Annotated in this window: 21 protein-coding genes; 4 read left to right on the top strand and 17 right to left on the bottom strand. The window is 65.3% G+C overall.

All coding sequences use genetic code 11. From position 1 onward, the window contains the following. Positions 1-65 precede the first annotated feature (65 nt). On the bottom strand, positions 66-1,679 hold the full coding sequence (locus RFM41_RS28580; RefSeq protein WP_320252751.1) for an extracellular solute-binding protein: 1,614 nt from the start codon (positions 1,677-1,679) through the stop codon (positions 66-68). Positions 1,680-2,031: 352 nt separating this feature from the next. Here RFM41_RS28580 and RFM41_RS28575 point away from each other — a divergent pair, with 352 nt between their 5' ends. Further along, a complete protein-coding gene (locus tag RFM41_RS28575; protein ID WP_073985445.1) occupies positions 2,032-3,060 on the top strand; it encodes a LacI family DNA-binding transcriptional regulator in 1,029 nt (342 codons plus the stop codon). A gap of 44 nt (positions 3,061-3,104) precedes the next feature. On the opposite strand, the gene RFM41_RS28570 is transcribed toward RFM41_RS28575, so the two are convergent. The 14 genes from RFM41_RS28570 to RFM41_RS28505 form a co-directional block, all read right to left on the bottom strand. Further along, entirely contained in the window at positions 3,105-4,118 is a 1,014-nt protein-coding gene (locus RFM41_RS28570; protein WP_320252750.1) for an aliphatic sulfonate ABC transporter substrate-binding protein, read from the bottom strand. A gap of 26 nt (positions 4,119-4,144) precedes the next feature. After that, positions 4,145-5,044 (bottom strand): ABC transporter permease, encoded by a 900-nt coding sequence (locus RFM41_RS28565; protein ID WP_320252749.1) that lies wholly within the window; start codon positions 5,042-5,044, stop codon positions 4,145-4,147. Positions 5,045-5,056: 12 nt separating this feature from the next. Then, a complete protein-coding gene (locus RFM41_RS28560) occupies positions 5,057-5,893 on the bottom strand; it encodes an ABC transporter ATP-binding protein (RefSeq protein ID WP_320252748.1) in 837 nt (278 codons plus the stop codon). An 11-nt stretch (positions 5,894-5,904) separates the two neighbouring features. After that, positions 5,905-6,228, bottom strand: coding sequence for a 4Fe-4S dicluster domain-containing protein (locus RFM41_RS28555; RefSeq protein WP_320252747.1), 324 nt, complete (start codon positions 6,226-6,228; stop codon positions 5,905-5,907). Next, entirely contained in the window at positions 6,225-7,868 is a 1,644-nt protein-coding gene (locus RFM41_RS28550; RefSeq protein ID WP_320252746.1) for an FAD-binding protein, read from the bottom strand. The genes RFM41_RS28555 and RFM41_RS28550 overlap by 4 nt, the downstream gene beginning before the upstream one ends. Positions 7,869-7,898: 30 nt before the next feature. After that, positions 7,899-8,495 (bottom strand): thioredoxin family protein, encoded by a 597-nt coding sequence (locus RFM41_RS28545; RefSeq protein ID WP_320252745.1) that lies wholly within the window; start codon positions 8,493-8,495, stop codon positions 7,899-7,901. A gap of 257 nt (positions 8,496-8,752) precedes the next feature. Next, positions 8,753-9,817: an ABC transporter ATP-binding protein gene (locus RFM41_RS28540; RefSeq protein WP_320252744.1), complete on the bottom strand. Its 1,065-nt coding sequence runs from the start codon at positions 9,815-9,817 to the stop codon at positions 8,753-8,755. Next, positions 9,817-10,605, bottom strand: a complete 789-nt coding sequence (locus tag RFM41_RS28535) for an ABC transporter permease (protein ID WP_320252743.1) — start codon at positions 10,603-10,605, stop codon at positions 9,817-9,819. Before RFM41_RS28535 ends, RFM41_RS28540 begins: the two co-directional genes overlap by 1 nt. Continuing rightward, positions 10,605-11,474 carry an ABC transporter permease gene (locus RFM41_RS28530; protein WP_320252742.1) on the bottom strand — a complete coding sequence of 290 codons (870 nt, stop codon included), beginning with the start codon at positions 11,472-11,474 and terminating at the stop codon, positions 10,605-10,607. The genes RFM41_RS28535 and RFM41_RS28530 overlap by 1 nt, the downstream gene beginning before the upstream one ends. Before the next feature lie 26 nt (positions 11,475-11,500). Continuing rightward, on the bottom strand, positions 11,501-12,565 hold the full coding sequence (locus RFM41_RS28525) for an ABC transporter substrate-binding protein (RefSeq protein WP_320252741.1): 1,065 nt from the start codon (positions 12,563-12,565) through the stop codon (positions 11,501-11,503). A 38-nt stretch (positions 12,566-12,603) separates the two neighbouring features. Further along, the gene (locus tag RFM41_RS28520) at positions 12,604-13,578 is read right to left on the bottom strand and encodes a PfkB family carbohydrate kinase (protein WP_320252740.1); all 975 of its coding nucleotides are present in this window, start codon (positions 13,576-13,578) and stop codon (positions 12,604-12,606) included. Further along, positions 13,575-14,609 carry an ADP-ribosylglycohydrolase family protein gene (locus tag RFM41_RS28515; protein WP_320252739.1) on the bottom strand — a complete coding sequence of 345 codons (1,035 nt, stop codon included), beginning with the start codon at positions 14,607-14,609 and terminating at the stop codon, positions 13,575-13,577. The genes RFM41_RS28520 and RFM41_RS28515 overlap by 4 nt, the downstream gene beginning before the upstream one ends. 2 nt (positions 14,610-14,611) lie before the next feature. Then, complete coding sequence (locus tag RFM41_RS28510) at positions 14,612-15,337, bottom strand: GntR family transcriptional regulator (RefSeq protein WP_320252738.1); 726 nt, start codon at positions 15,335-15,337, stop codon at positions 14,612-14,614. 92 nt (positions 15,338-15,429) lie between these two features. After that, entirely contained in the window at positions 15,430-16,200 is a 771-nt protein-coding gene (locus RFM41_RS28505) for an IclR family transcriptional regulator domain-containing protein (RefSeq protein ID WP_320252737.1), read from the bottom strand. 102 nt (positions 16,201-16,302) lie between these two features. Here RFM41_RS28505 and RFM41_RS28500 point away from each other — a divergent pair, with 102 nt between their 5' ends. The 3 genes from RFM41_RS28500 to pcaF are packed head-to-tail and all read left to right on the top strand — an operon-like array spanning position 16,303 to position 19,166. Beyond that, complete coding sequence (locus RFM41_RS28500) at positions 16,303-17,160, top strand: CoA transferase subunit A (RefSeq protein ID WP_320252736.1); 858 nt, start codon at positions 16,303-16,305, stop codon at positions 17,158-17,160. Then, on the top strand, positions 17,157-17,960 hold the full coding sequence (locus RFM41_RS28495; protein WP_320252735.1) for a CoA-transferase subunit beta: 804 nt from the start codon (positions 17,157-17,159) through the stop codon (positions 17,958-17,960). Before RFM41_RS28500 ends, RFM41_RS28495 begins: the two co-directional genes overlap by 4 nt. Beyond that, a complete protein-coding gene (gene pcaF, locus RFM41_RS28490) occupies positions 17,961-19,166 on the top strand; it encodes a 3-oxoadipyl-CoA thiolase (protein WP_320252734.1) in 1,206 nt (401 codons plus the stop codon). Positions 19,167-19,173: 7 nt separating this feature from the next. Here pcaF and pobA read toward each other — a convergent pair whose 3' ends face one another. After that, the gene (pobA, locus tag RFM41_RS28485) at positions 19,174-20,346 is read right to left on the bottom strand and encodes a 4-hydroxybenzoate 3-monooxygenase (RefSeq protein ID WP_320252733.1); all 1,173 of its coding nucleotides are present in this window, start codon (positions 20,344-20,346) and stop codon (positions 19,174-19,176) included. Next, on the bottom strand, positions 20,346-21,398 hold the full coding sequence (locus RFM41_RS28480; RefSeq protein WP_320252732.1) for a 3-carboxy-cis,cis-muconate cycloisomerase: 1,053 nt from the start codon (positions 21,396-21,398) through the stop codon (positions 20,346-20,348). Before RFM41_RS28480 ends, pobA begins: the two co-directional genes overlap by 1 nt. Positions 21,399-21,408 lie beyond the last annotated feature (10 nt).

Here is a 21,408-nt window from a genome sequence, read left to right as displayed (position 1 = left end):
TGGCGTTGCGGGCGAAGGGGAGGAGCAGTCGCCCCTCCCCTCCTTTTCTGATCCAGGGAGGCGGATCAGCTGATCGGATCGAGAACGGTCGGCCAGGCCTCCTTGTTGGTCTTGATGGCTTCGAGAAGCTTGTCCTCGCCGATGCGACGCGCGATCTTCTTCCACTCGCGTTCGGTGTCAGCCATCGCCTGCTCCGGCGTCTTGGCCTTGGTCAGCGAGGCCACGAGGTTCTCGTCGAGCGCGTTGTGGAAGGCCGTGGCGCCGGGATAGTTGATGGTCGGCACCGTGCGCGCCACCGTCTCGCGCACCACATCCATGTGGTAGGCATGATAGGTCTGGCGTACGAGCGGATCGGCGAAGTCCGAAAGCCGGAACGGATCGAGATAGCCACCGGGATTGGCGCTCATCCAGGCATAGATGCGAGCGGAACCCAGCCACTGCAGCAAGAGATAGGCGGCCTCCGGATTCTTCGACTGCGACGACACCATGCCGGTCAGCGAGAACCAGAGCACCGAGCGGCTGATCAGCTTGCCGTCGATCTCGCGTCCGGGCGGCAGCATCGAGCCGATCTTGCCGGTGACGGCCGAATCCTTGTTGCCGGCATTGTCGAGGAATTTCGGCAGGTTGGAGAAGGCGCAGGTCATCGCAGCACCCCCCTTGGCGAAATTGCCATACTGCTCCGGCCAGCCCCACGAAATCGCGTCCGGCGAATGGTGGGCAAGCGACTCGACATATTCCTTGGTGGCGGCGATACCCTGTTCGGAATTGATCAGCGGCTTGCCGTCATCGCCGAACAGGAACTGGTTGGGCGAGGCCATCGAAACATAGCGCTGGTACCAGTTGGTGTAGCCCCAGCCCTGGTTGCGCAGGTCGGTCGAGCCGAACAGGCCCTTGTCCGGCCGCTGGAAAAAGGCCGCGACATCGCTGTGCTGCTTCCAGGTCTTCGGCGGGGCAAGGTCGTAGCCGTATTTGTCCTTGAAAGCCTTTTGCTCGGCGGCGTCGCCGAACAGGTCGGTGCGATAGACCCAGGTCTGGAAGTCGCCGTCCAGCGACACGCCATAGGTCGAGCCGCGGTATTTATTAAGCAGGGACACGCCTTTCGCACCGTCGACATAGCCTGTCTTGGGATCGTCCCACTCGGGCTTGTACTGGGCGACGAAGTCGTCGAGCTTGGCGATGCCACCGGTTTCGGCGAGATCGCCGAGCCGGTTCCATTCGGTCGAATAGATGTCGTAGGCCCCACCCTTGGTGGAGATGTCCTGCATCGTCTTGGTGAATTCCTGGCCGTTGGGCAGGCCGACGATCTCGATCTGGATGCCGGTTTCCTTTTCCCACAGATCCTTGATCGACGGCGCGCCGGCCGGGAAAGGCTTGGTCAGCTGGCCGATCGAGCCGTCGGACAGGCCGAGCACGATCTTCGCCGGCGCCTTGCCGGCCGCCTTCAGGGCCTTGGCCGCCTCGACAGCGCGCCCTTCCGGCGTGTCGGGGCCGTACTGATAGCGTTCCGCGCCGTCGAAACCGGTCGGCCCGCCGATCATGCCGGGGGCCAGCGCATCCGCCGCGAAGGCGCGGCCGGGACGAATGAACTGCGGTGCAATACCGGTCGCGGCGACGAACACCGCGGCCTTTCCTCCGGACGCCAAAAGGCGGCGCCGCGACATGCGGATCAAATGAGACATCGAATTCCTCCCTCGGGGCCTGTTCCTCCATGGCCCGCGTGAGGGATATTGACGACAGTGCGTGAAGCCTGTCAACATCATAAATACTCAAAACACGTCATAAGATCGCAAATGAGGGAGAAAATGCAGTCCACCGAACCCTTCACATCGCACCCATTGCTTGGATTTGAGGGGCTTTCGCCTCGATCCAACCGGCTTGGCCGGACCTTCGCCGCCTTATGTACCGCGCTGGCTTGCGCGCAAGCCAAGGGCGGTTACATCATTTCACATCAGAATCGCGGTCGCCGCGGAGGCGTTTTCCGGAACTGAGTGGAAGCTGCGTGATTTTGATGCTTGCGATGAGGTGCTCGACGTGCGGTCAACCCTGACAGACATAGCCCGGGAAGCCGGCGTTTCTCCGGCCACGGTCGACCGCGTGCTCAACAACCGGCCGGGCGTGCGCGCCCGCACGCGCGAGATCGTCATCGAGATGGCGCAGCGCCTGGGCTACATCGCCGAAACGTCGAACGGCGCGCCGCAGAGAGCCGTGCCGGGACAGACGGTCAGGCTCGATTTCGCGCTGCCCGCCGGTACCAACTCCTTCATCAAGCTCTTGCACCGCCACATCGAGGCGCAGGCTCTGACGCGGCCCGATCTCGACGTGCGCGTAACGACCATCGAAGGCTTCAATCCCGACCGCCTCGCCCGCCTGCTGCAGGACCTGCATGGCCAGACGCAAGGCGTCGGCGTCATCGCACTCGACCACCCGACAGTGCGCGAGGCGATCCGCTCGCTCTCGGCCAGCGACATCAAGGTCGTGACCATCGCCTCCGACATCCTGCATGTGCCGCGGGTCGCCTATATCGGCATCGACAACCGCGCCGCGGGCCGGCTGGCCGGCTATCTTCTCAACCGCTTCATGGGCGCCGGACGTCCGGGCAAGGTGGCGCTGTTCGCAGGCTCGCTCGCCTATCGCGGCCATGAGGAACGCGAGATGGGTTTCCGCCACATCGTCGCCGAGGAATCTCCCAACCTCGAGATCGTCGAGATGCGCGAAATGCTCGACGACCGCGAAAAGGCCTATTCCGAGGCCTCCGCTTTGCTCGAGCGCCATCCCGACCTTGCCGCGATCTACAATGTCGGCGCCGGCAACACCGGCATCGCCCGCGCGCTGAAGGAGCGCGGACGCGCGAAGGAGATCATCTTCCTCGGCCATGAGGTGACCGACGGCACCAAGGAGCTTTTGCTCGACGGCACGCTCGACGCGGTGATCGACCAGAACCCGCGCGTCGAGGCCAGGGAGGCGCTCAACATCCTCTCCCACTCCGTCAGGGGCTTGCCCTACGAGCTCCACCAGCCACGGCTGCAGGTGATTTTCCGCGAGAGCATTCCGGAGATTTGAGCGGCGCGCGCCGTGCCGGACGGCGCGGCCCTTGCCGCAGCCACCTACTGCACGGCGACTTGACTGGCCGCGGCGTCGACGAAGCTCCTGTCGATCCATTTGCCGTAGTCGATCGAGCCTTTCAGCAGCCCGGCGCCAGCCATGAACTTCTCCTCGCCTTTCAGCGCCGCGATCGCGTCATCGCTCAACCGTGGATCCTGGTGAAACTGGCCGTCGGCATAGGTCTTGCGCACCGATTTCTCCGACGACTTGGTCGCTTCAACAAAGGTCTTGATCGTCTCCTCGGGATGAGCGTCGGCCCAGCGCGAAATCTCGATGTCGACTTTCAGCAGCCGCTTGACCAGATCGGGGTACTTCGCCGCGAAGGCGCCGTTGACCGAGATGACGTTCGGCACGTTCCATTCAGGATGCGTGCCCGTGTCGAACAGCACCCTCGCCTCACCGGTGTCGACCAGCTTGGCGGCGGTCGAGTCGGTCTCGACGATGGCGTCGATGTCGCCGCGCAGCAGTGCCGGTCCGGATGCCTCGAAGGGCAGGTTGAGACCTTCGACGTCGGCGGTCGTCAGGCCGACGCTGTTCAGCGCCTTGCTGAAATTCGAATGCCTGACGGTGCCGGTGAGATAGGCGACCTTCTTGCCTTTGAGGTCCTGCAGCGTCTTCAGCGGCGAATCGTTCTTGACGATGACATAGGAGCCGCCCGACTTCAGATAGCTCGACAGTCCGATCAGCTTGACGTCGGCTCCCGAGGCCGCGACGCGAAGGGCAGGATTGTTGCCGGTATAGGTGAACTCGATCGCGCCTGTCGCCAGCGCCGTCGTCGCTTCGGAACCGCCGTTGAAGGTCACCAGCTCGACCTTGATGCCATCCTTGGCGAACTCCTTGTCCCACCATCCGTCCTTCTGGGCGAGGACGAATTTGAGGTGCCCGGGCGCGGTGCTGCCGATGCGGATCACCTCGGGCTTGTCCTGCGCGAAGGCAGGCATGCCCCCAATGCCGATGGCGGCGGAAACGACGCCCTTGAGGAGCAGCCGGCGAAATGCGTTGAACGCGACGGTCATGGTGAAATCCTTCCTGATTGAATGGCTTAAATGAGCGAGGTCTCGGACTGGCCCTTCCATGCGGTGGCCCAGCGCTCGAACCAGACCAGCAAGTAGTTGACGGTCAGCCCGATGACCGTGAGCGTCAGGATGCCGGCATACATGTCGGCGGTCTCCATCATCAGCTGCGAATTCTGGATCAGGAAACCGAGGCCGGACTTGGCGGCCAGCATCTCGGCCCCGATCACCGCGAACAGCGACGACTTCACCGCGAGTCGCGCGCCGGCGACGATCGAAGGAATGCTGGCCGGCAGGATCACCTTGCGGAACAGGTCGAAGTCGGAGGTGCCCATCGAGCGCGCAGCCTTGATCAGCAGCGGATCGACCGATTTGACGCCGCTGATCGTGTTGACGAGGAGGAAGAACACCGAGGAGTAGAAGGTGATCGCCACCTTCGATTCCTCGCCGATGCCGAGCAGAAGGATAAAGACCGGCAGCAGCGCGAATTGCGAGGTGTTGCGCAACGTTTGCACCAGCAGGTCGGACACCTTTTCGAACAGCGAATAACGCCCCATCAGAAGGCCGAGCGGGATTGCCACCACCACGCCGAGCGCAAAGCCGATCGCCGCGCGCTGCAGGCTGATGCCGATATGTTCGATCAGCACGCCCGAGGCGAGCAGATCCCACCAGGCGACCAGCACCTCGCTCAGCGGCGGAAAGAAGATGCGGTTCAGCCAGCCAAGCCGCGGCGCGATCTCCCAGGTGAGGAGGAACAGGCCAAGCAGCGGCAGGCCGTAGATGAAAGTGCCGAGCCCGGTCACGCGCCAGCGGCGCCCGATGCCGTGGGCCTCGCTGCGAGCCGTGATGGCCGCAACCTTGGCCGATGCCGTGCGAGCGGGGGCGCGAAAGCCGACAACGGGACCAAGCTTTTCGGTCAGATAGGCCATGGCTCCAACTCCTCAGTGGCTATAGGCCGGCGACAGGGTCCAATCCTTCTGCGCCTTGTTGACCTCGTCGCGCAGCACCTCCCAGACACGGGCCCGGTAGTCGTTGAAGGCGGTGCTGGCACGGATGTCGCCGCCGCGCGGGCGTGGCAGGTCGATGTCGATGATCTCCTTCACCGTGCCCGGGCGCGCCGTCATCACGACCACGCGGTCGGCAAGGAAGATCGCTTCGTCGATCGAGTGGGTGACGAAGATCACCGTCGTCTTGATCTCGCCCCAGATCCTGAGCAGCTCGCCCTGCAGGAGTTCGCGCGTCTGCTGGTCGAGTGCGGCGAACGGCTCATCCATCAACAGCACCTCCGGATCGCTGGCCAGGGCGCGCGCGATCGCCACGCGTTGCTGCATGCCGCCGGAAAGCTGGTTGGGGAAACGGTCCTCGAAGCCGGCCAGGCCGAACAACGACAACAGGCGGCGTGCGGTGGCGGTTCGCTCCGTCTTGCCGACGCCGCGCACCTCCAAGGCATATTCGATGTTGGCCAGCGCGGTACGCCAGGGAAACAAGGCATATTGCTGGAACACATAGCCGGTTTTGGGGTCCGGTTTGGTGATGCGCCTGCCGTCGAGCTGAACGCCGCCGCTCGTCGCCTGGGTCAATCCGCCAATAATGTCAAGCAGCACCGATTTGCCCGAGCCGCTCGGCCCGACCAGCGTGATGAACTCGCCCCTGCGGATGGAAAGATCGACACCGTCGAGCACGGTCACGCGGTCGGTCGCCTCGCCATCGACGGTGACGAACTGGCCCGGCTTGAGCTGGAAGGTTTTCCTGATATCGCTGACGACGATGCGGTCCATGGTTTTCGCCTCTATTGCGCCACGCGGATACGATGCGTCGGGTCGAATTCCGAGCCGCCGGCCTTGCCGCGCTTCCAGCCGAGCGCGCGGGCGTAGCCGCCGAACAGACGGCGCTCCTCGACCTCCGCTTCGGTAATGCCGGTCGGCCCTTCGGCGGCCTCGGCCACGTAGAGCGCGTCGGTCGGGCAGTAGATCTCGCAGAGGAAGCAGGTCTGGCAATCGTCCTGGCGGGCAATCACCGGCACGCCATGCGTGGCGTCGAAGACATTGGTCGGGCACACCTTGACGCAGATGTCGCATTCGACGCAGCGCGTGGCCGAGACGATCTCGATCATGACACCAGCTCCCACGATTCCGGCTCTTTGAAGCGCTCGGGCGCGCCGTCGATGCGGAAATCGTCGACGCCGGTGATCACCAGCCGGTGCGCGAAGGCCTGGCTCTTGCCCGGCAGGTCGGTGCGCCTATGCATACCGCGGCTCTCGGCGCGGCTTAGGGCCGCTGCGACCGACCATCGTCCGGCGGCGGCGATCGAGGCCGCCTCGCGGGTGCGGATCCGGTCCGCTCCCTCGCCTTGCAGATGGTCGCGGACATCGCGCCAGACGCTCTCCAACCGCTCGCTGCTTTTTCCCAGACCTTCGCCGCTGCGAAAGAAATTTCTGTCGAGTGGCGTCACCTCCTTGCGCACCGCTTCGATGACTTCACTTGCCTCGATGTCGGCTCGCGGCGATGCCGCCGGCCTCAAGCCGGCTTGGCCAAGCGAGCGGACCTCGCGACGAAATGCCTTGCCGCCGCCGCGGCGCTTCGCATGGATGGACGCCCCCTTGCCGGCCCACCAGCCGCTGGCCAGCGCCCAGGAGGAATTGACGGCGCCGCCGCCCGAAACTGCGCCGGTGATGATCTCTCGGCTGGCAGCGTCGCCCGCGACATAGAGCCCAGGCACGCCGGTGGCGCAATCGTCGGAGACGATGTCGATGCCGCCGGTGCCGCGCACCGTGCCTTCCGCGCGCAGCGTGATACGGAACAGTTCGGCGAAGGGATCGACGCCGGCGCGGTCATAGGGCACGAAGCAGTTTGGCTGTCCCTGCCGCAGCCAGTCCTGCAGCGCCGGCTCGGCCTGGTCGAGCCGTGCATAGACCGGTCCTTCGATCAGCGCGCGCGCCACCTCGTTCTCGCGCTCGCCGATACCGTTGCGCAATGGCTCGCCAGTCGGCCCGAGGATCGGCAAGCCGTCCTCGCGATAAAACGATGCCCAGCGAAATGGCAGGCCCTTGTTCAGCGAGGAACCATGGGGCGCCAGCGTGTACTTGCCTGTGAACTCCATACCGGACAGGCTGGCACCGGCTTCCGCCGCCATCAGATAGCCGTCGCCGGTCAGGCCGGTGCCGCCCAGTATCCGCTCGCGGAAAGCGCAGCCGCCGGTCGCCAGCACCACGGCGTTGGCGTCGACGCGCCAGTCATGACCCGCTTGCCGGGCAAGACCAGCCGCGCCGACGATGGCATCGCCATCCGAGAGCAACTCGAGCGCGGGGTGGTGGTCGAGCACGGTGACGCCGGCCATCAGCACACATCGGCGCATGAAGCGCATGTAGTCGGGGCCGCGCAAATTGGCGATGTAGAGCCGCCCATCATCCTCGCTGGGGAACGGATAGCCCCATTCCGAAAGCTTCAGGAGGTTTTGATAGGCAGTATCGACGCAGCGCAGCATCCAGCGCTGGTCGGCCAGTTCACCGGTGCGCTGCCAGCGTCGCTCGATCACCGCATGCCGGTTCTCGCCCGGTGGCACGCACCACGTTCCGGTGTTCGATGGCGCCGTGGCGCCGCTGGTGCCGAGATAACCTTTGTCGGCCAGCACCACCTTGGCGCCGCTTTCTGCCGCCGCGACCGCTGCCCATGCTGCCGACGGACCGCCGCCAAGCACCAGCACGTCGGCCTGTAAATGCAGGCTGTCGGAAGCGGATCGTTGTGGCTGGGGCATGGCTACTCGGCAATGAAGGCAGGATCTGCTTCAGGCGGCACGAGCAGCGCCGGAGAACCACACAGGTTCGTTGCCGGCGCTCCACTTGATGTTGCAACCGATCGACGGCACCTGGCTCGCGGCGGGCTTGCCGCCCTCAAGCACCGTATCCGCCGCCGCGCGCAGATCGGCGCCCGTCACCGGCCTGCCATTACCCGGCCGCGCATCGTCGAACTGGCCATGATAGGCGAGCCTGCGATCGACCCCGAAGAGGAAAAAATCGGGCGTGCAGGCCGCGCCATAGGCTTTCGCCGTCTGCTGCGATGCGTCCTTGAGATAAGGGAAGGAATAGCCGAATTTTTCGACCTCCTCGCCGATGCGGGCCAGCGTCTCCTCGGGATGCGCCTCATGGTCATTGGCGTTGATCGCCAGCACTTGCAGGCCCTTGGCGGCATAGTCCCTGGCGAAAGCCGCGAACGCCTCGCGGATCAGCACCACGAAGGGGCAGCGATTGGAAATGAAGGCGACAAGCAGCGCCGGCTTGGCATCGAAATCGCCGAGGCCGTGCAGTACGCCCTGCGCGTCGGGCAGGATGAAGTCGGCGGCCCGTGTGCCGAGCTCGATTGGATTGGATTCGGTTTTCGGCATGGAAGCTCTCCTGGTCTCGCTCACGGCGCCAAGCATTCGCAGTTAGTCTATGAATTTAGTAGAATTATAGGCCGCTACGTCACTTCAGGGTCAACCGTGAGTGGTAGAATTTCCTGCCAATGTTCGGGTAGCGTCGGCAAATCTGTTCGGTCGCGGAGCCTGCTGGAGAAAACACCCGATGGCAGCAGCCCTTGCGGCGCGGAGCGCCAGGCACGGCGCCATGAACGCCGGCCGCTGGCAAGATGCCCGTGCCGGCTTTAAGCGGCGATCAGCACCGTGCTGTCCGGCGACCAGCTGAGCACGACGGGCTGACCTTCGGCCAGGCGCTCGGCACCTGTGTTCTGGACGATCACCTTCAGCGTCTGGCCGTCACGGTCGACGAAATAGGTGCTGTTGTTGCCTGCGAAAATGCGTTTCGAGACCTGCCCTTTGAGCGTGTTGGCATTGGCCGGATCGGGCTTTGCCGCACTGGTCGAAATCCGGATGCGCTCGGGCCGGACCGCGCAGCTCGCCTTGGCGCCGGCCGGCACCGATGCGCCTGTCGAAGCCGCGATCGTCGTGCCGTCGGGCAGCTTGATCCCGTTGCCGGTCGCATCGCCGCGAAAGATGTTGGCGTCGCCCAGGAAGGTCGCGGCGAACTCGCTTTGCGGCCTGTCGTAGATCTCCTCCGGCGGTCCCTCCTGCACCAGCCTGCCGTCGCGCAATATGCCGATGCGGTCGCTCATCGTCAGCGCCTCTTCCTGGTCATGCGTGACGAAGATGGTGGTGATGCCGATCTCGCGCTGGATGCGCTTCAGCTCGATCTGCATGTCGACGCGCAGCGCTTTGTCAAGCGCGCCAAGCGGCTCGTCGAGCAGAAGCACGCGCGGCTTGGTGACGATGGCGCGCGCCAAGGCAACGCGCTGACGCTGGCCGCCGGAGAGCTGGTGTGGCTTGCGTCCGCCGAGCTTGCCGAGCTGCACGAGATCGAGCGCGCGCTGCACTTCCGCGGTGATCGTCGCCTTGGCCTCGCCGCGCACCGATAGCCCGAAGGCGACATTGTCGGCGACGCTCATATTGGGGAACAGCGCATAGTTCTGGAACACCATGCCGATGCGCCGCCTCTCGACCGGCACGCGCTCGACGCTTTCGCCGCCGATGGCGATGCGCCCGGCATCGGGGAAATCGAAGCCGGCGATCTGCCTGAGCAGCGTGGTCTTGCCGCTGCCGGACGGGCCAAGCAGCGCGTAGAAGCCGCCATCGGCGAAATCGATCGAGACATCGTCCAGCGCCTTATGCGCGCCGAAGCTGCGGGAGACGTTCGCGACCTGGACGCCAGCCATTATTTCTCTCCGCCGAATTTGAAGAAGCGCGCCGTGAGCAGCATCAGCGCCATCGACACCACGATGATGATCGTCGAAACCGCGTTGATCTCGGGCGTGAAACCCTTGCGGATCGCGGCATAGATTTCGACCGGCAGCGTCGTCTGGCCGGGCGTCGACAGGAAGTAGGAGACCACGAACTGGTCGAACGACACGGCGAAGGCGAACAGCCCGCCGGCGATCACACCGGGCATGATCCAGGGCAGCGTGACGCGCATCGTCAATTGCCACTGGTTGGCGCCAAGCGAACGCGCCGCCTCTTCCAACTCCGGCGCGAAGGTCTGCAGCCGGGCCGACACGACGACGATCACATAAGGCAGCGCCAGCGCGACATGGCCGAGCAGGATGGCGATAAGCCCGCGGCCGATGCCGACGCCGAAGAAGAAGATCAGCATCGCCGTGCCGGTGATCAGCCACGGAATGGCGATCGGAGGAAAGAGCAGCGCCTGCAGGAATTTCTTGCCGCGGAACTCGTAGCGGTAGAGCGCGAGCGAAGCCATCGAACCCAGCACGGTTGAGATCAAAGTGGTGATGACGGCGATCTCGATGCTGTTCCAGGTCGCCGCGATCAGTTGGTCGTTCTGCCAGAGCGAGGCGTACCAGTCCGTCGTCCACTCGAACGGCAATTGGTAGAAGGGCGAGGCGTTGAAGGACATCGCCGCCATGATGATGATCGGCAGATAGAGGAAGCCGAGCAAAAGCACGATATAGAAGCGCCCGAGCCATTCGAGGATGCGCGTCGTCGCCATCAGCCGGCCCTCCGCAGGACGGGTGCGGCCAGCGCCAGGATGATCAGCACCACCGCGAGCAGGATGAAGGAGAGCGCGGCGCCCAGCGGCCAGTTGAACACGGCGACGAACTGGTCCTCGATGACAGTGCCGTAGAAGGTGCCGGTGCGACCGCCGAGGATGCGCGGCTCCATGAAGGAGCCGACCACCGGCACGAAGATCAGCGCCGCACCCGCGATCAGGCCAGGCATCGACAGCGGGATGATCACCCGCCACAGCACCTGCCGCCGTGACGCGCCGAGCGAGCGCCCGGCCTCGATCAGCGAGTCGTCGATGGCCTGCAGCGTCAGGTAGCAGGTCAGCACCATGTAAGGCACATAGGAGTGCACCAGGCCGATGATGACGGCCGGGTAGGAATACATCAGATCGATGTTGATCTTGAACGGCAGCACCGCGTTGAGCGCCGTGTCGAGGATGCCGCCTTCGCGCAGCACCATCGCCCAGGAGAAGATGCGCACCAGCCCGTTCGACCAGAACGGCAGGATGACGAGCAGGAAGATCGCCTCTCGGCTGCGCCCCTTCAGCACCTTGGCCAGCACATAGGCCGCCGGGTAGCCGATGACGGCGCACCACAGCGTCACTTCGAGGCCGAGCCGCAGCGATGAAAGCAAGAGCCGCGAATAGAGGCTTTGCGAAAAGAAGGCCGCGTAATTGCCGAGCGTGAACGACCACTCTTTGCCCGCCAGTGGCAGGTCGGTCATGAACGAGAAGAACACCATGGCCGACAACGGCAGGAAGATCGCCACCGTCAGCCACAGATAGGCGGGAAGGAGAAGCGGCAGCGCCGGCCTCAGTCCGCGGCGCGAACCGATCGCAAGCTGGTCGGCCATCTGCCTCTCCTCCCCGAAAGACGTGATTACTTCACGTTGACCTTCAGCTCCTGCCACAGCGCCAGGTACTTCTCGCGCTGCTCATCGGTGATCGGCGCCTGGAACTGGATGCGCTTGGCGACGTCGGGGTTGCCCATGACCTTGCGGTTGAACGAATCCTCAGGCAGGGCATCGACCGCCTTGGTGTTGGCCGACACCGGCGCGCCGACCTTGGTGACCCATTCGACATAGAATTTCGGGTCGATCATATAGTTGATGAAGGCTTCGGCGCTGGCGACGTTCTTGGAGCCGACAGGGATCGAGAAGGCATCGAGCCAGGCGACGGCACCCTCCTGCGGGATGACCAGCGAGACCGGCAGCTTGAAATGCGTCTTGGCGCGATCGGCCGAGCCGCTCCAATAGGTGCCGATGTCGATCTGGTTGGAGGCGACCATCTGGTTCCAGTCGTTCTCCGAGCTCCAGAAGGTCTTGATCTGCGGCATCAGCGAGGTGAGCTTCGTCCTGACCGCATCCATATCCTTGATGTCGTTGATGTTCTGACCCGAAGCGATCGCGCCGAACTGCACCGCTTCGACGGCGTCGTCGCGGATGATGACGCGGCCCTTATGCGCCGGATCCCACATCTCGGCGATGCTCGTCGGAGGCTTGTCGAAGGACTTTTCGTTGATGGCCAGGGCCGTCAGGCCCCACACCCACGGCACGCCATAGACCTTGCCGTCATGGTTGAGCATCGGCGAGCCCGCCTTGTCCTTGGCGATGTCGGCATAGTTGGAGAGCTTGGACGTGTCGATCGGCTGGATCAGCTTGCCGGCCATCGCCTGGTCGTTGAAGGCAGCGTTGATCATGACGACGTCGTAGAGGCCGGGATTGGTGCGGATCTTGGTCAGCATCTCCTGTTCGGAGTTGAAGAAGTCGTTGACCACCTTGAAGCCGGTCGCCTTCTCGAAATTGGCGACCGCCCATGGCTCGTCCGCGCCGTAGCCCTTCCAGTTGAGCACATGCACTTCCTCGGCGGCTTGTGCTGCCAGCGTGAAGGCGGAGACGAAGACGGCGGTCGCCGTGAGCAGTGCGGTCAGTCTGGGCATGCGCATGGTATTTCCTCTCATTGTTTGCCCGATTGACGGGCTTGTTAAGTTGCAGTCGCTTCCGCCCGGCCGAGCGCGGTTGTCGGTTCGCCGCGCTGGGTCAGGAACTCCTGGATTTCCGCGTCGGTCGGCGCCGAAGACCCGCCATGGCGCGTGACGGAAAGAGCCGCGGCGGCGTTGGCATAGCGTGCCGCTTCGAAGGGCTGCATCCCGCGCGACAATCCGCTGACGAAGGCGCCGATATGCGTGTCGCCGGCCCCGTTGGTATCGACGGGCGTGACCTTGAAGCCGGGTACGGTCCGCGTTCCGCCATTGGCGAGGCGAACAAGGCAGCCCCCGGCGCCGGCGCGGATGATGACGCCTTCGGCCCTGCGGCAATGCTCGGCGAGCAACCGGATGGCGACGGTCTGGGCATCGCCGGCGCCGGCAATCTCGGCGGCTTCGTTGGTGTTGCAGCTCAGCCAGGTCGTACGCGCCAGAACCCTGTCCAGGATTGGTCGCGGAATATCGGCGATCACCGGCGTCGGATCGAAGACGAAAGGAATGCCGGCCGGCAGCGCCTCGATCCAGTCGGCAAGCACATCGCGGCTGCCGGGATAGCTCAGCGTATAGCCGGAAGTGAAAACCCAGTCGTTCGCAAGGACTTGGACCGGCGCCATCATGTCGAGCGTGAGCCGGCTCTCGACCCCTGGCCAAGACACGAAGGTGCGCTCCGCGTCACCGCTGATCATGGCGACGCAATTGCCGCTATCCATGAGAGGCGACGGCGGCGTCAGCGTCTCGATATCTTCCGTCGCGAAAGCGGCGCGCAGGAAATCACCGTCCGGCCCGGTGCCGAGTTGGCCGCCAAAGACAACCCTCATGCCGGTGCGGCTTGCCGCGACCATCATGTTGAAGCCGCCGCCGGCGACCCGCGCGTAGCTCGTCGCGGTCTTTTCGGTGCCGGCCGCCGGCAAGGCGTCGATGCGGTAGACGTAGTCGACCACAGCGCTGCCGACATGGACGAGTCGCCCGCTCACGCCGCGTCCTCCTTGCCCGGGCCGGCCTTGGAGCGGCGTGCGGCGACAAGATCCGCAGCAAGCCGGCGAACCTCCGCAATGTCGATGCCATACAGTTCGGCGATGCGATCCTGCGGCAACTTCGACAGGCCGGCGCAGGCGCCTGCCATGCCGGCGGCGATGGCCCCAATCGTGTCCGTGTCGCCGCCGAGATTGGCGGCGATGACGGCGGTCCGCCATGCATCGCCTTGCGCGACCTCCAGCACCGCGAAAGCGGCCGGTACCGATTCCTGGCTGGCGACGCCGGTGCCGACAAGGTCGACGATCAGCTTGATGGCTTCCTTCTCCGCCTTGCCGCGGACAAGCTCCTGCGCCCAGGCGATGCGGGCCGCCATGTCGCCGCCGGTGACCCAATGGCCGAGCGCAGCGCCCAGTCTCGCGGCTGCGACCGCATGGCCGGAAGCGGCGCGCCAATCGCCACCCGAGACACCGAGACTGACAGCGGCAGCGACCGCGGCAGCCGATGCGATGGCGATCGAGGTGTTGTGCGTGGCCCGGCAGGTTTCCGCCACCTTGGCGACCAGCGCGTCGAGCGGCTCGGTCGGCATCATGATGCCGACCGGCGCGATGCGCATCGCAGCGCCATTGGTGTCGCCGCCGCGCCCGGCATCCTCGGCCGGCACGCCGTTGTTGATCGCGTCGATGGCGCGCTTGGTCGATGGGCCAAGCAGGTCGTAGCTGCCGCGCGCCTTGACGTCGCGCTCCCAATCGAGCAGCGCGTTGACCCAGCGCGCATGGTCGAAGCGCTCGCCGGACTCGACGAGGATGCGGCCAAGCAGCAGCGCCTGCTCGGTATCGTCGGTGATCGCGCCGGCCGGCAGCCCTTTCGACACTGGGTGGTCGGCGGCGGGCGCGACGAAACCCTCGACATGGCCGTAGAGCGCGGCGATGCGAGCCGGCGACAGAAGCTGCGTCGGCATGCCCAGCGCATCGCCAAGCGCCCCGCCGATCAGCGCGCCCATTACCCGATCCATCAAGGCAGCGTCCGCCATGCTCAGAACTCCAGGTGAAGCGCGAAATGCGCGGGGTTGAGCAGGCTGGTGACGAATTCGATGGCGCGCCCATCGGCGGCGCGCGTCAGGCGGCGCGTGCGCAGGAACGGCGTGCCTGGCGCGCAGTCGAGGATCGCCGCGTCGGCGGCGCTCAGCATCTCGATGTCGACCCATTCCTCGCCATGATCGGGAACAAGCCCTGCCCCGCGCAGCGTCTGGTGCAGCGTGCCCTCGCGCAGGCCACGCAAAGGTATGTCTTCCAGTTCGGGCGACAGCGGCAGTCGGCTGCGCTCGATCGAGATGGCATGGCCGTCATCGGCATTGGTGCGGGCACGGTCGACGGCGATGAAGGACGCACTCTCGACGCCGAGCCTGGCGGCCAGCTCCGCATCCTCGATGATCTCAAGCCGCAATGTGCGGGTCTCGGCATTGGCGCCCGCATTGGCGAGCGCGCGCGACCATCCGATCGCATCGTCCACCGGCATGCCGTCGAAGGTGACGAAGGAACCGATACCGACCTTGGTGGTGATGAGTCCGCGGCTGGAGAGCTCTTCCAACCCTTTGCGCACCGTGTTGCGGCTGACGGAGAAGCGCTGGACGAGCTCGTTTTCGCTTTGGAGACGGTCGCCGAAACCAAGCAGGCCGGAGCGTATCTCGTGCTCCAGAACCGTCGCGATCTGCTCGGGCTTGCCCGTGCCGGGTGAGAGTTGCATCGCGCGACGGGCCATATCGATACCTGTTCAATGAACCTGTATAATCCTGTTCATTAGCGTATCTGAAATGAGGCGTCAACGGGCTCCAGCCCGACGCTCGTTGGGTGTCAGACGAAGAAGAATTCCTCGACGCGCTGCTTGGCCTGCCGCAGCACCGGCAGGATGTCGTGCTCCATTGCCTCGAGCGAGAAACGCGCCGACTGCGTCGAGACGTTGATGGCGGCGACGGTACGGCCGGCGCGATCGACGATCGGCACTGCGATCGAGCGCAGGCCAAGTTCCAGTTCCTCATCGACGAGGGCGAAGCCGTCCGCCCTCGCCTTGTCGATGGCTTTGCCGAGCGCGGCGCGGCCGGTGATCGTCTTCGGCGTCCGCCGCTCGATGGACGCTTCAGCAAGGAAGGTCTTCAAGTCATCCGCCGGCAGGCCCGAAAGCAGCACTCGACCCATTGAGGTGCAATAGGCCGGCAGCCGCGTGCCGACATCGAGCGCGACGCTTAAGATGCGCCGTCCAGGGATGCGCGCGACATAGACGACGTCCTCACCCGATAGCACGGCCGCGTTGCAGGCTTCGTCGAATTTGCCGGCCACCTCGCGCATGATGGGCGCCGCGAAGGTCCAGAGCGATGCGCCGCCGAGCCAGGTCCGCGCGACAGTCAAAAGGCGCGGCGACAGCGAAAACAGCCGGCCAGATTGCGTCGCATAGCCCGTGGCGACCAGCGTCAGCAGAAAGCGGCGGGCGCCCGCGCGGGTGAGATCGGCCTCCTCGGCCATCTCGGTCAGCGTCATGCCGGCCGGATGGCGCGCGAGGATCTCCATCACCGCCAGGCCGCGTTCCAGCGAACCGACATGGTCGCGTGAAATGGCTTCCTCTTCCACGAACCTCTCCAGGGCTGACGTTGACTCAATGCGAAGGCTGGAGCTAAGAGTATCTCATACAAAACAGATGTTCGCAATGCGAACTTTTCAGGGAGCCTTGAGATGGTCAAGTTCCTGCCGCTGAAAGAGGCGGTCGCGGAGAACCTGCACGACGGCGACACCGTTGCCTTCGAGGGCTTCACGCATCTCATCCCGACCGCCGCCGCGCATGAGGCGATCCGCCAGGGCTTTCGCGACCTGACGCTGATCCGCATGACGCCCGACCTGATCTACGACCAGATGATCGGCATGGGCATGGCGAGAAAAGTCGTCTTCTCCTATGTCGGCAATCCGGGCGTCGGCCTGCTCAGGCGCGCCCGCGACGCCATCGAGAACGGTTTTCCGCGCGCCATCGAAGTCGAGGAGCACAGCCACGCCGGCATGGCCAATGCTTATGAGGCCGGCGCCGCCGGCCTGCCCTGCGCGGTGTTCCGCGGCTATCGCGGCGCTGGCCTTGCCGCGGTCAATCCCAACATCAAATCCGTCACCTGCCCGTTCACCGGCGAGGTGCTGGCCGCTGTTCCCGCGATCCGGCCGGACGTCACCTTCATCCATGCGCAGAAGGCGGACCGGAAAGGCAATGTGCTGGTCGAGGGCATCATCGGCATCCAGAAAGAAGCCGCTCTTGCCGCGAAGCGCGCCGTGGTGACGGTCGAGGAAGTGGTCGACAATTTCGACGACCTCCATCCCAACCTCACGGTGCTGCCGAGCTGGACGATCGCGGCGATCTCGGTCGTGCCGGGCGGCTCGCATCCCTCCTATACGCATGGCTATTACGAGCGCGACAATGCCGCCTATCTCGAATGGGACGAGATCGCCGCCGACCGCGACCGCTTCCAGGCGTGGATCCGGAAGAACGTCATCGAGAGCAGCGCTGACGACTTCGCCGGCCGCGTCGAGCATCTGAGGAAAGCCGCATGAGCGACGCGAAGAATATGGGCTTCACCCCGAACGAGATGATGACGATCGCCGCCAGCCGCGCGTTGAAAAGCGACGATGTCTGCTTCGTCGGCATCGGCGCGCCGTCGGCCGCCTGCAACGTCGCGCGGCTGACCCATGCGCCGGATATCACCTTGATCTATGAGAGCGGTACCATCGGCACCGCGCCGGACGTGCTCCCGCTGTCGATCGGCGACGGCGAATTGTGCGAGACGGCGGTCACCACCGTCGCGGTGCCGGAGATGTTCCGCTATTGGCTGCAAGGCGGCCGCATCTCTATCGGCTTCCTGGGCGCCGCCCAGATCGACAAGTTCGGCAACATCAACACCACCGTCATCGGCGACTATGCGCATCCCAAGACCCGCCTGCCCGGCGGCGGCGGCGCGCCCGAGATCGCCACCTCGTCGAGACAGGTCTACATCACCATGGCCCAGTCGAAACGCGGCATGGTCGAGAAGATCGACTTCTTCACCTCCTTCGGCCATGGCGACGGCGGCGATCATCGCCAGCGCCTCGGCATCGACACCGCCGGGCCGACGCTTTTGATCACCGACCTCGCCATCTGGAAGCCGGACCCGGTGACCAAGGAGTTCACCGTCGTCTCGTTGCACCCGGGCGTCAGCCGCGAGCAGGTGCAGGAAACCTGTGGCTGGACGGTCAAGTTCGCGGAGGCCCTTGACGAGACGCCGGCGCCGACGGAACTCGAGCTGAAGACATTGCGCGACCTGCAGGCCCGCACCAAGGCTGCGCATCAAGGAACCGCCAAAGGGAAAGCTGCTTAGATGACCGAAGCCTTCATCTGCGATTACATCCGCACGCCTATCGGCCGCTTCGGCGGCGCGTTGTCCGCCGTCCGCGCTGACGATCTCGCCGCCATCCCGTTGCGGGCGCTCGTGGAACGCAACAAGGGCATCGATTGGGCAGCGATCGACGACGTCGTCTATGGCTGCGCCAACCAGGCGGGCGAGGACAACCGCGACGTGGCGCGCATGGCGCTGCTGCTTGCCGGCCTGCCGCAGGACATTCCAGGTTCGACCGTCAACCGCCTGTGCGGCTCGGGCATGGACGCCGCCACCATCGCCGCGCGCGCCATCAAGGCCGGCGAGGCCGAGCTGATGATCGCCGGCGGTGTGGAATCGATGAGCCGCGCGCCCTTTGTCATGCCGAAGGCCGACGCCGCCTTCTCGCGCAATGCCGAGATATACGACACCACCATCGGCTGGCGCTTCGTCAACCCGCTGATGAAGAAGCAATACGGCGTCGATTCCATGCCGGAGACCGGCGAGAACGTCGCCGAGGATTTTTCGGTATCGCGCGCCGACCAAGATGCCTTCGCCGTGCGCAGCCAGGACAAGGCGGTGGCGGCACAGGCCAATGGCCGGCTGGCGAAGGAGATCACGCCGGTGACCGTCCCGCAAAGGAAAGGCGACCCAGTCGTCGTTTCCAAGGACGAACACCCCCGCGCCGGCACCACCATCGAGGCGCTGGCCAAGCTGCCGACGCCGTTCCGCCAGGGCGGCACGGTGACGGCCGGCAACGCCTCCGGCGTCAATGACGGCGCGGCCACCCTCATCATCGCCTCCGAGGCAGCGGCTAGGAAGCATGGGCTGACGCCGATCGCCCGCATCCTTGGCGGCGCCGTCGCTGGCGTTGCGCCGCGCATCATGGGCATCGGACCGGCGCCGGCCACGAAGAAGCTTTGCGCCCGCCTCGGCCTGACGCCAGACCAGTTCGACGTCATCGAATTGAACGAAGCCTTCGCCTCCCAGGGCATTGCCGTGCTCCGCCAGCTCGGAATTTCCGAGCAGGCGGAGCATGTGAACCCCAACGGCGGCGCGATCGCCCTCGGTCATCCGCTCGGCATGTCCGGCGCGCGCATCACCGGCACGGCGGCGCTCGAGCTGCGCGAGCGCGGCGGCAAGCTGGCTCTGGCCACCATGTGCATCGGCGTCGGCCAGGGCATCGCCATCGCGCTGGAGCGCGTTTGACGGTCGATCAGTAAGGCAGTCCGACATAGTTTTCGGCAAGCGCCGTCGAAGCGGCTTTCGAATGCACGAGATAGTCGAGCTCGGCTTCCTGGATGCGTTGGCCGAACTCGCCGGTCTCGGGGAAGCGGTGCAGGATTGTCGTCATCCACCAGGAAAAGCGCACCGCTTTCCAGACGCGCGCCAGCGCCTTGGCCGAATAGGTGTCGAGCCCGGCTTGCGACCTTTCGCGGTAGAATTCGCGAAGCCCGGCAAAGAGATAGCGCACGTCGCTGGCAGCGAGGTTGAGCCCCTTGGCGCCGGTCGGCGGCACGATATGGGCGGCGTCGCCAACCAGGAATAGGCGGCCGAAGCGCATCGGCTCGGCGACGAAGGAGCGCAGCGGCGCGATCGACTTCTCGAAGGATGGACCGGTGGTGACGGCGGCCGCTATCTGCGGCGGCAGGCGGCGGCGTAGCTCGTCCCAGAAGCGGTCATCGGACCAGGCCTCGACGCGCTCGTCGGAGGGAACCTGCACATAGTAGCGGCTGCGCTGCGGCGAGCGCATCGAGCAGAGCGCAAAGCCGCGCTCGTGATTGGCATAGATCAGCTCGTGGTCGGCCGGCGGCACCTCCGCCAGCACGCCCAGCCAGCCGAACGGATAGTGCCGCTCGAACGACTTCAGCGCGCCCTCCGGCACGGAACGCCGGCTGACGCCATGATAGCCGTCGCAGCCCGCGATGAAGTCGCAGTCGATGCGATGCGTGGCGCCGTCCGTGTCATAGGTGACGAAGGGAGACGCGCCGCCGAAATCGTGCAGCGCGACATTCGACGTTTCGAAGACGGTCGGAAGCCCTGCCGCTTCGCACTTCTGCATCAGATCGAGCGTCATCTCCGTCTGGCCATAGACGGTGACATGCTTGCCGCCGGTCAGCGCGGTCATGTCGATGCGATGCGCGCGGCCGTCGAAGGCGAGCGAGATGCCGGCATGCGGCAGGCCCTGGGCATGCAGCCTGTCCGCCGCGCCCGCTTCGCCGAGCAGATCCACGGTGCCTTGTTCGAGCACGCCCGCGCGCACGCGGCCAAGCACGTGCTCGCGGGTCGATCGTTCGAGGATGATCGTCTCGACGCCGATCGTGGCGAGCAACTGGCCGAGCAGCAGGCCCGACGGCCCCGAGCCGACGATGACGACCTGCGTGCGCATCAGTGTCCGAGGCTCTCGATCTGTCCGGCCAGTTCGGCCGCAAGCCTGAGCGCGGCGGCCGTCGCCACCACCATCTGCGGCAGGATGAGCCATTCCAGCGTCCAGGCCGACCCCGAGCGTTCCTGCTCATGCACCAGCGCCTGGTGCATCCCTGAAAGCTGAGTGGCATTGAACCGCGCCAGCGCCACCAGGACTTCCGCCTTCACCGGGTTCTGCTTGTGCGGCATGGCCGACGAACCGCCGCCCCCGGACAGCCTGATGTCGGAGCCGACTTGCGCCATCAGCGCAACATCCTGCCCGAACTTGCCGAGGCTGCCGGTCACGAGCGAGAGCCAGCCGGCGAACTCGGCGAGCGCGTCGCGCTGGCTATGCCATTGCGGCGCGTCGGCAAGGCCGAGTTTGGCTGCAAGCGCCGCGCGCACGGCCGGCGCCTTGTCGCCGAGCTTGTCGAGCGTGCCGGCCGCGCCGCCGAATTGCAGCACCAGCAGCCGGCCGGAAAGCTCGTTCAGGCGCTCCTGGTGATGTTCGAGCGGAGCTCGCCACGAGACGATCCGACCCGCAACGGCAATCGGAACCGCCGGCTGCATGCGCGTCATCGCCATGAGCTCGCGGCTCCCGAACTCCAGATCCAGGCCGGTGAGACGCACGACGTTCTCGCCGAGCAGCAGGCCGATATGATCGACAACCTGCCGCAGACGCAGCACAAGCGAGGTGTCGATCACATCCTGACTGGTGGCGCCGAAATGCACATATGCGTCATGCGGCGCGGCGACGGCGGCTTTGATCTGCCGCACCAGTTCCGGCACCACGACGCCGTCCTTGGCGACCCCTGCCCTCAACTTGGCCGTATCCGGCCGGAACGGCCCCAGCGCCTTCTCGATCGCTGCCCAGGCATCGCGCGGGATGACGCCGCACTCGGCTTCCGCCTCGGTCAGCGCCCGCTCGAAACCAAGCATCGCGTCGATATCGGCTTCCACGGAGAAATGCCGCGCCGCCTCTTCGTCGCCGAGCAGGCCGGAAAGAAGCGGGTGATCGAAGGGCGAAACGGTCATGGCGGCCACG

It is taken from the genome of Mesorhizobium vachelliae, assembly GCF_033977325.1.
GTDB lineage: Bacteria > Pseudomonadota > Alphaproteobacteria > Rhizobiales > Rhizobiaceae > Mesorhizobium > Mesorhizobium vachelliae.
This window is presented reverse-complemented; position numbering and strand designations above follow the sequence as displayed.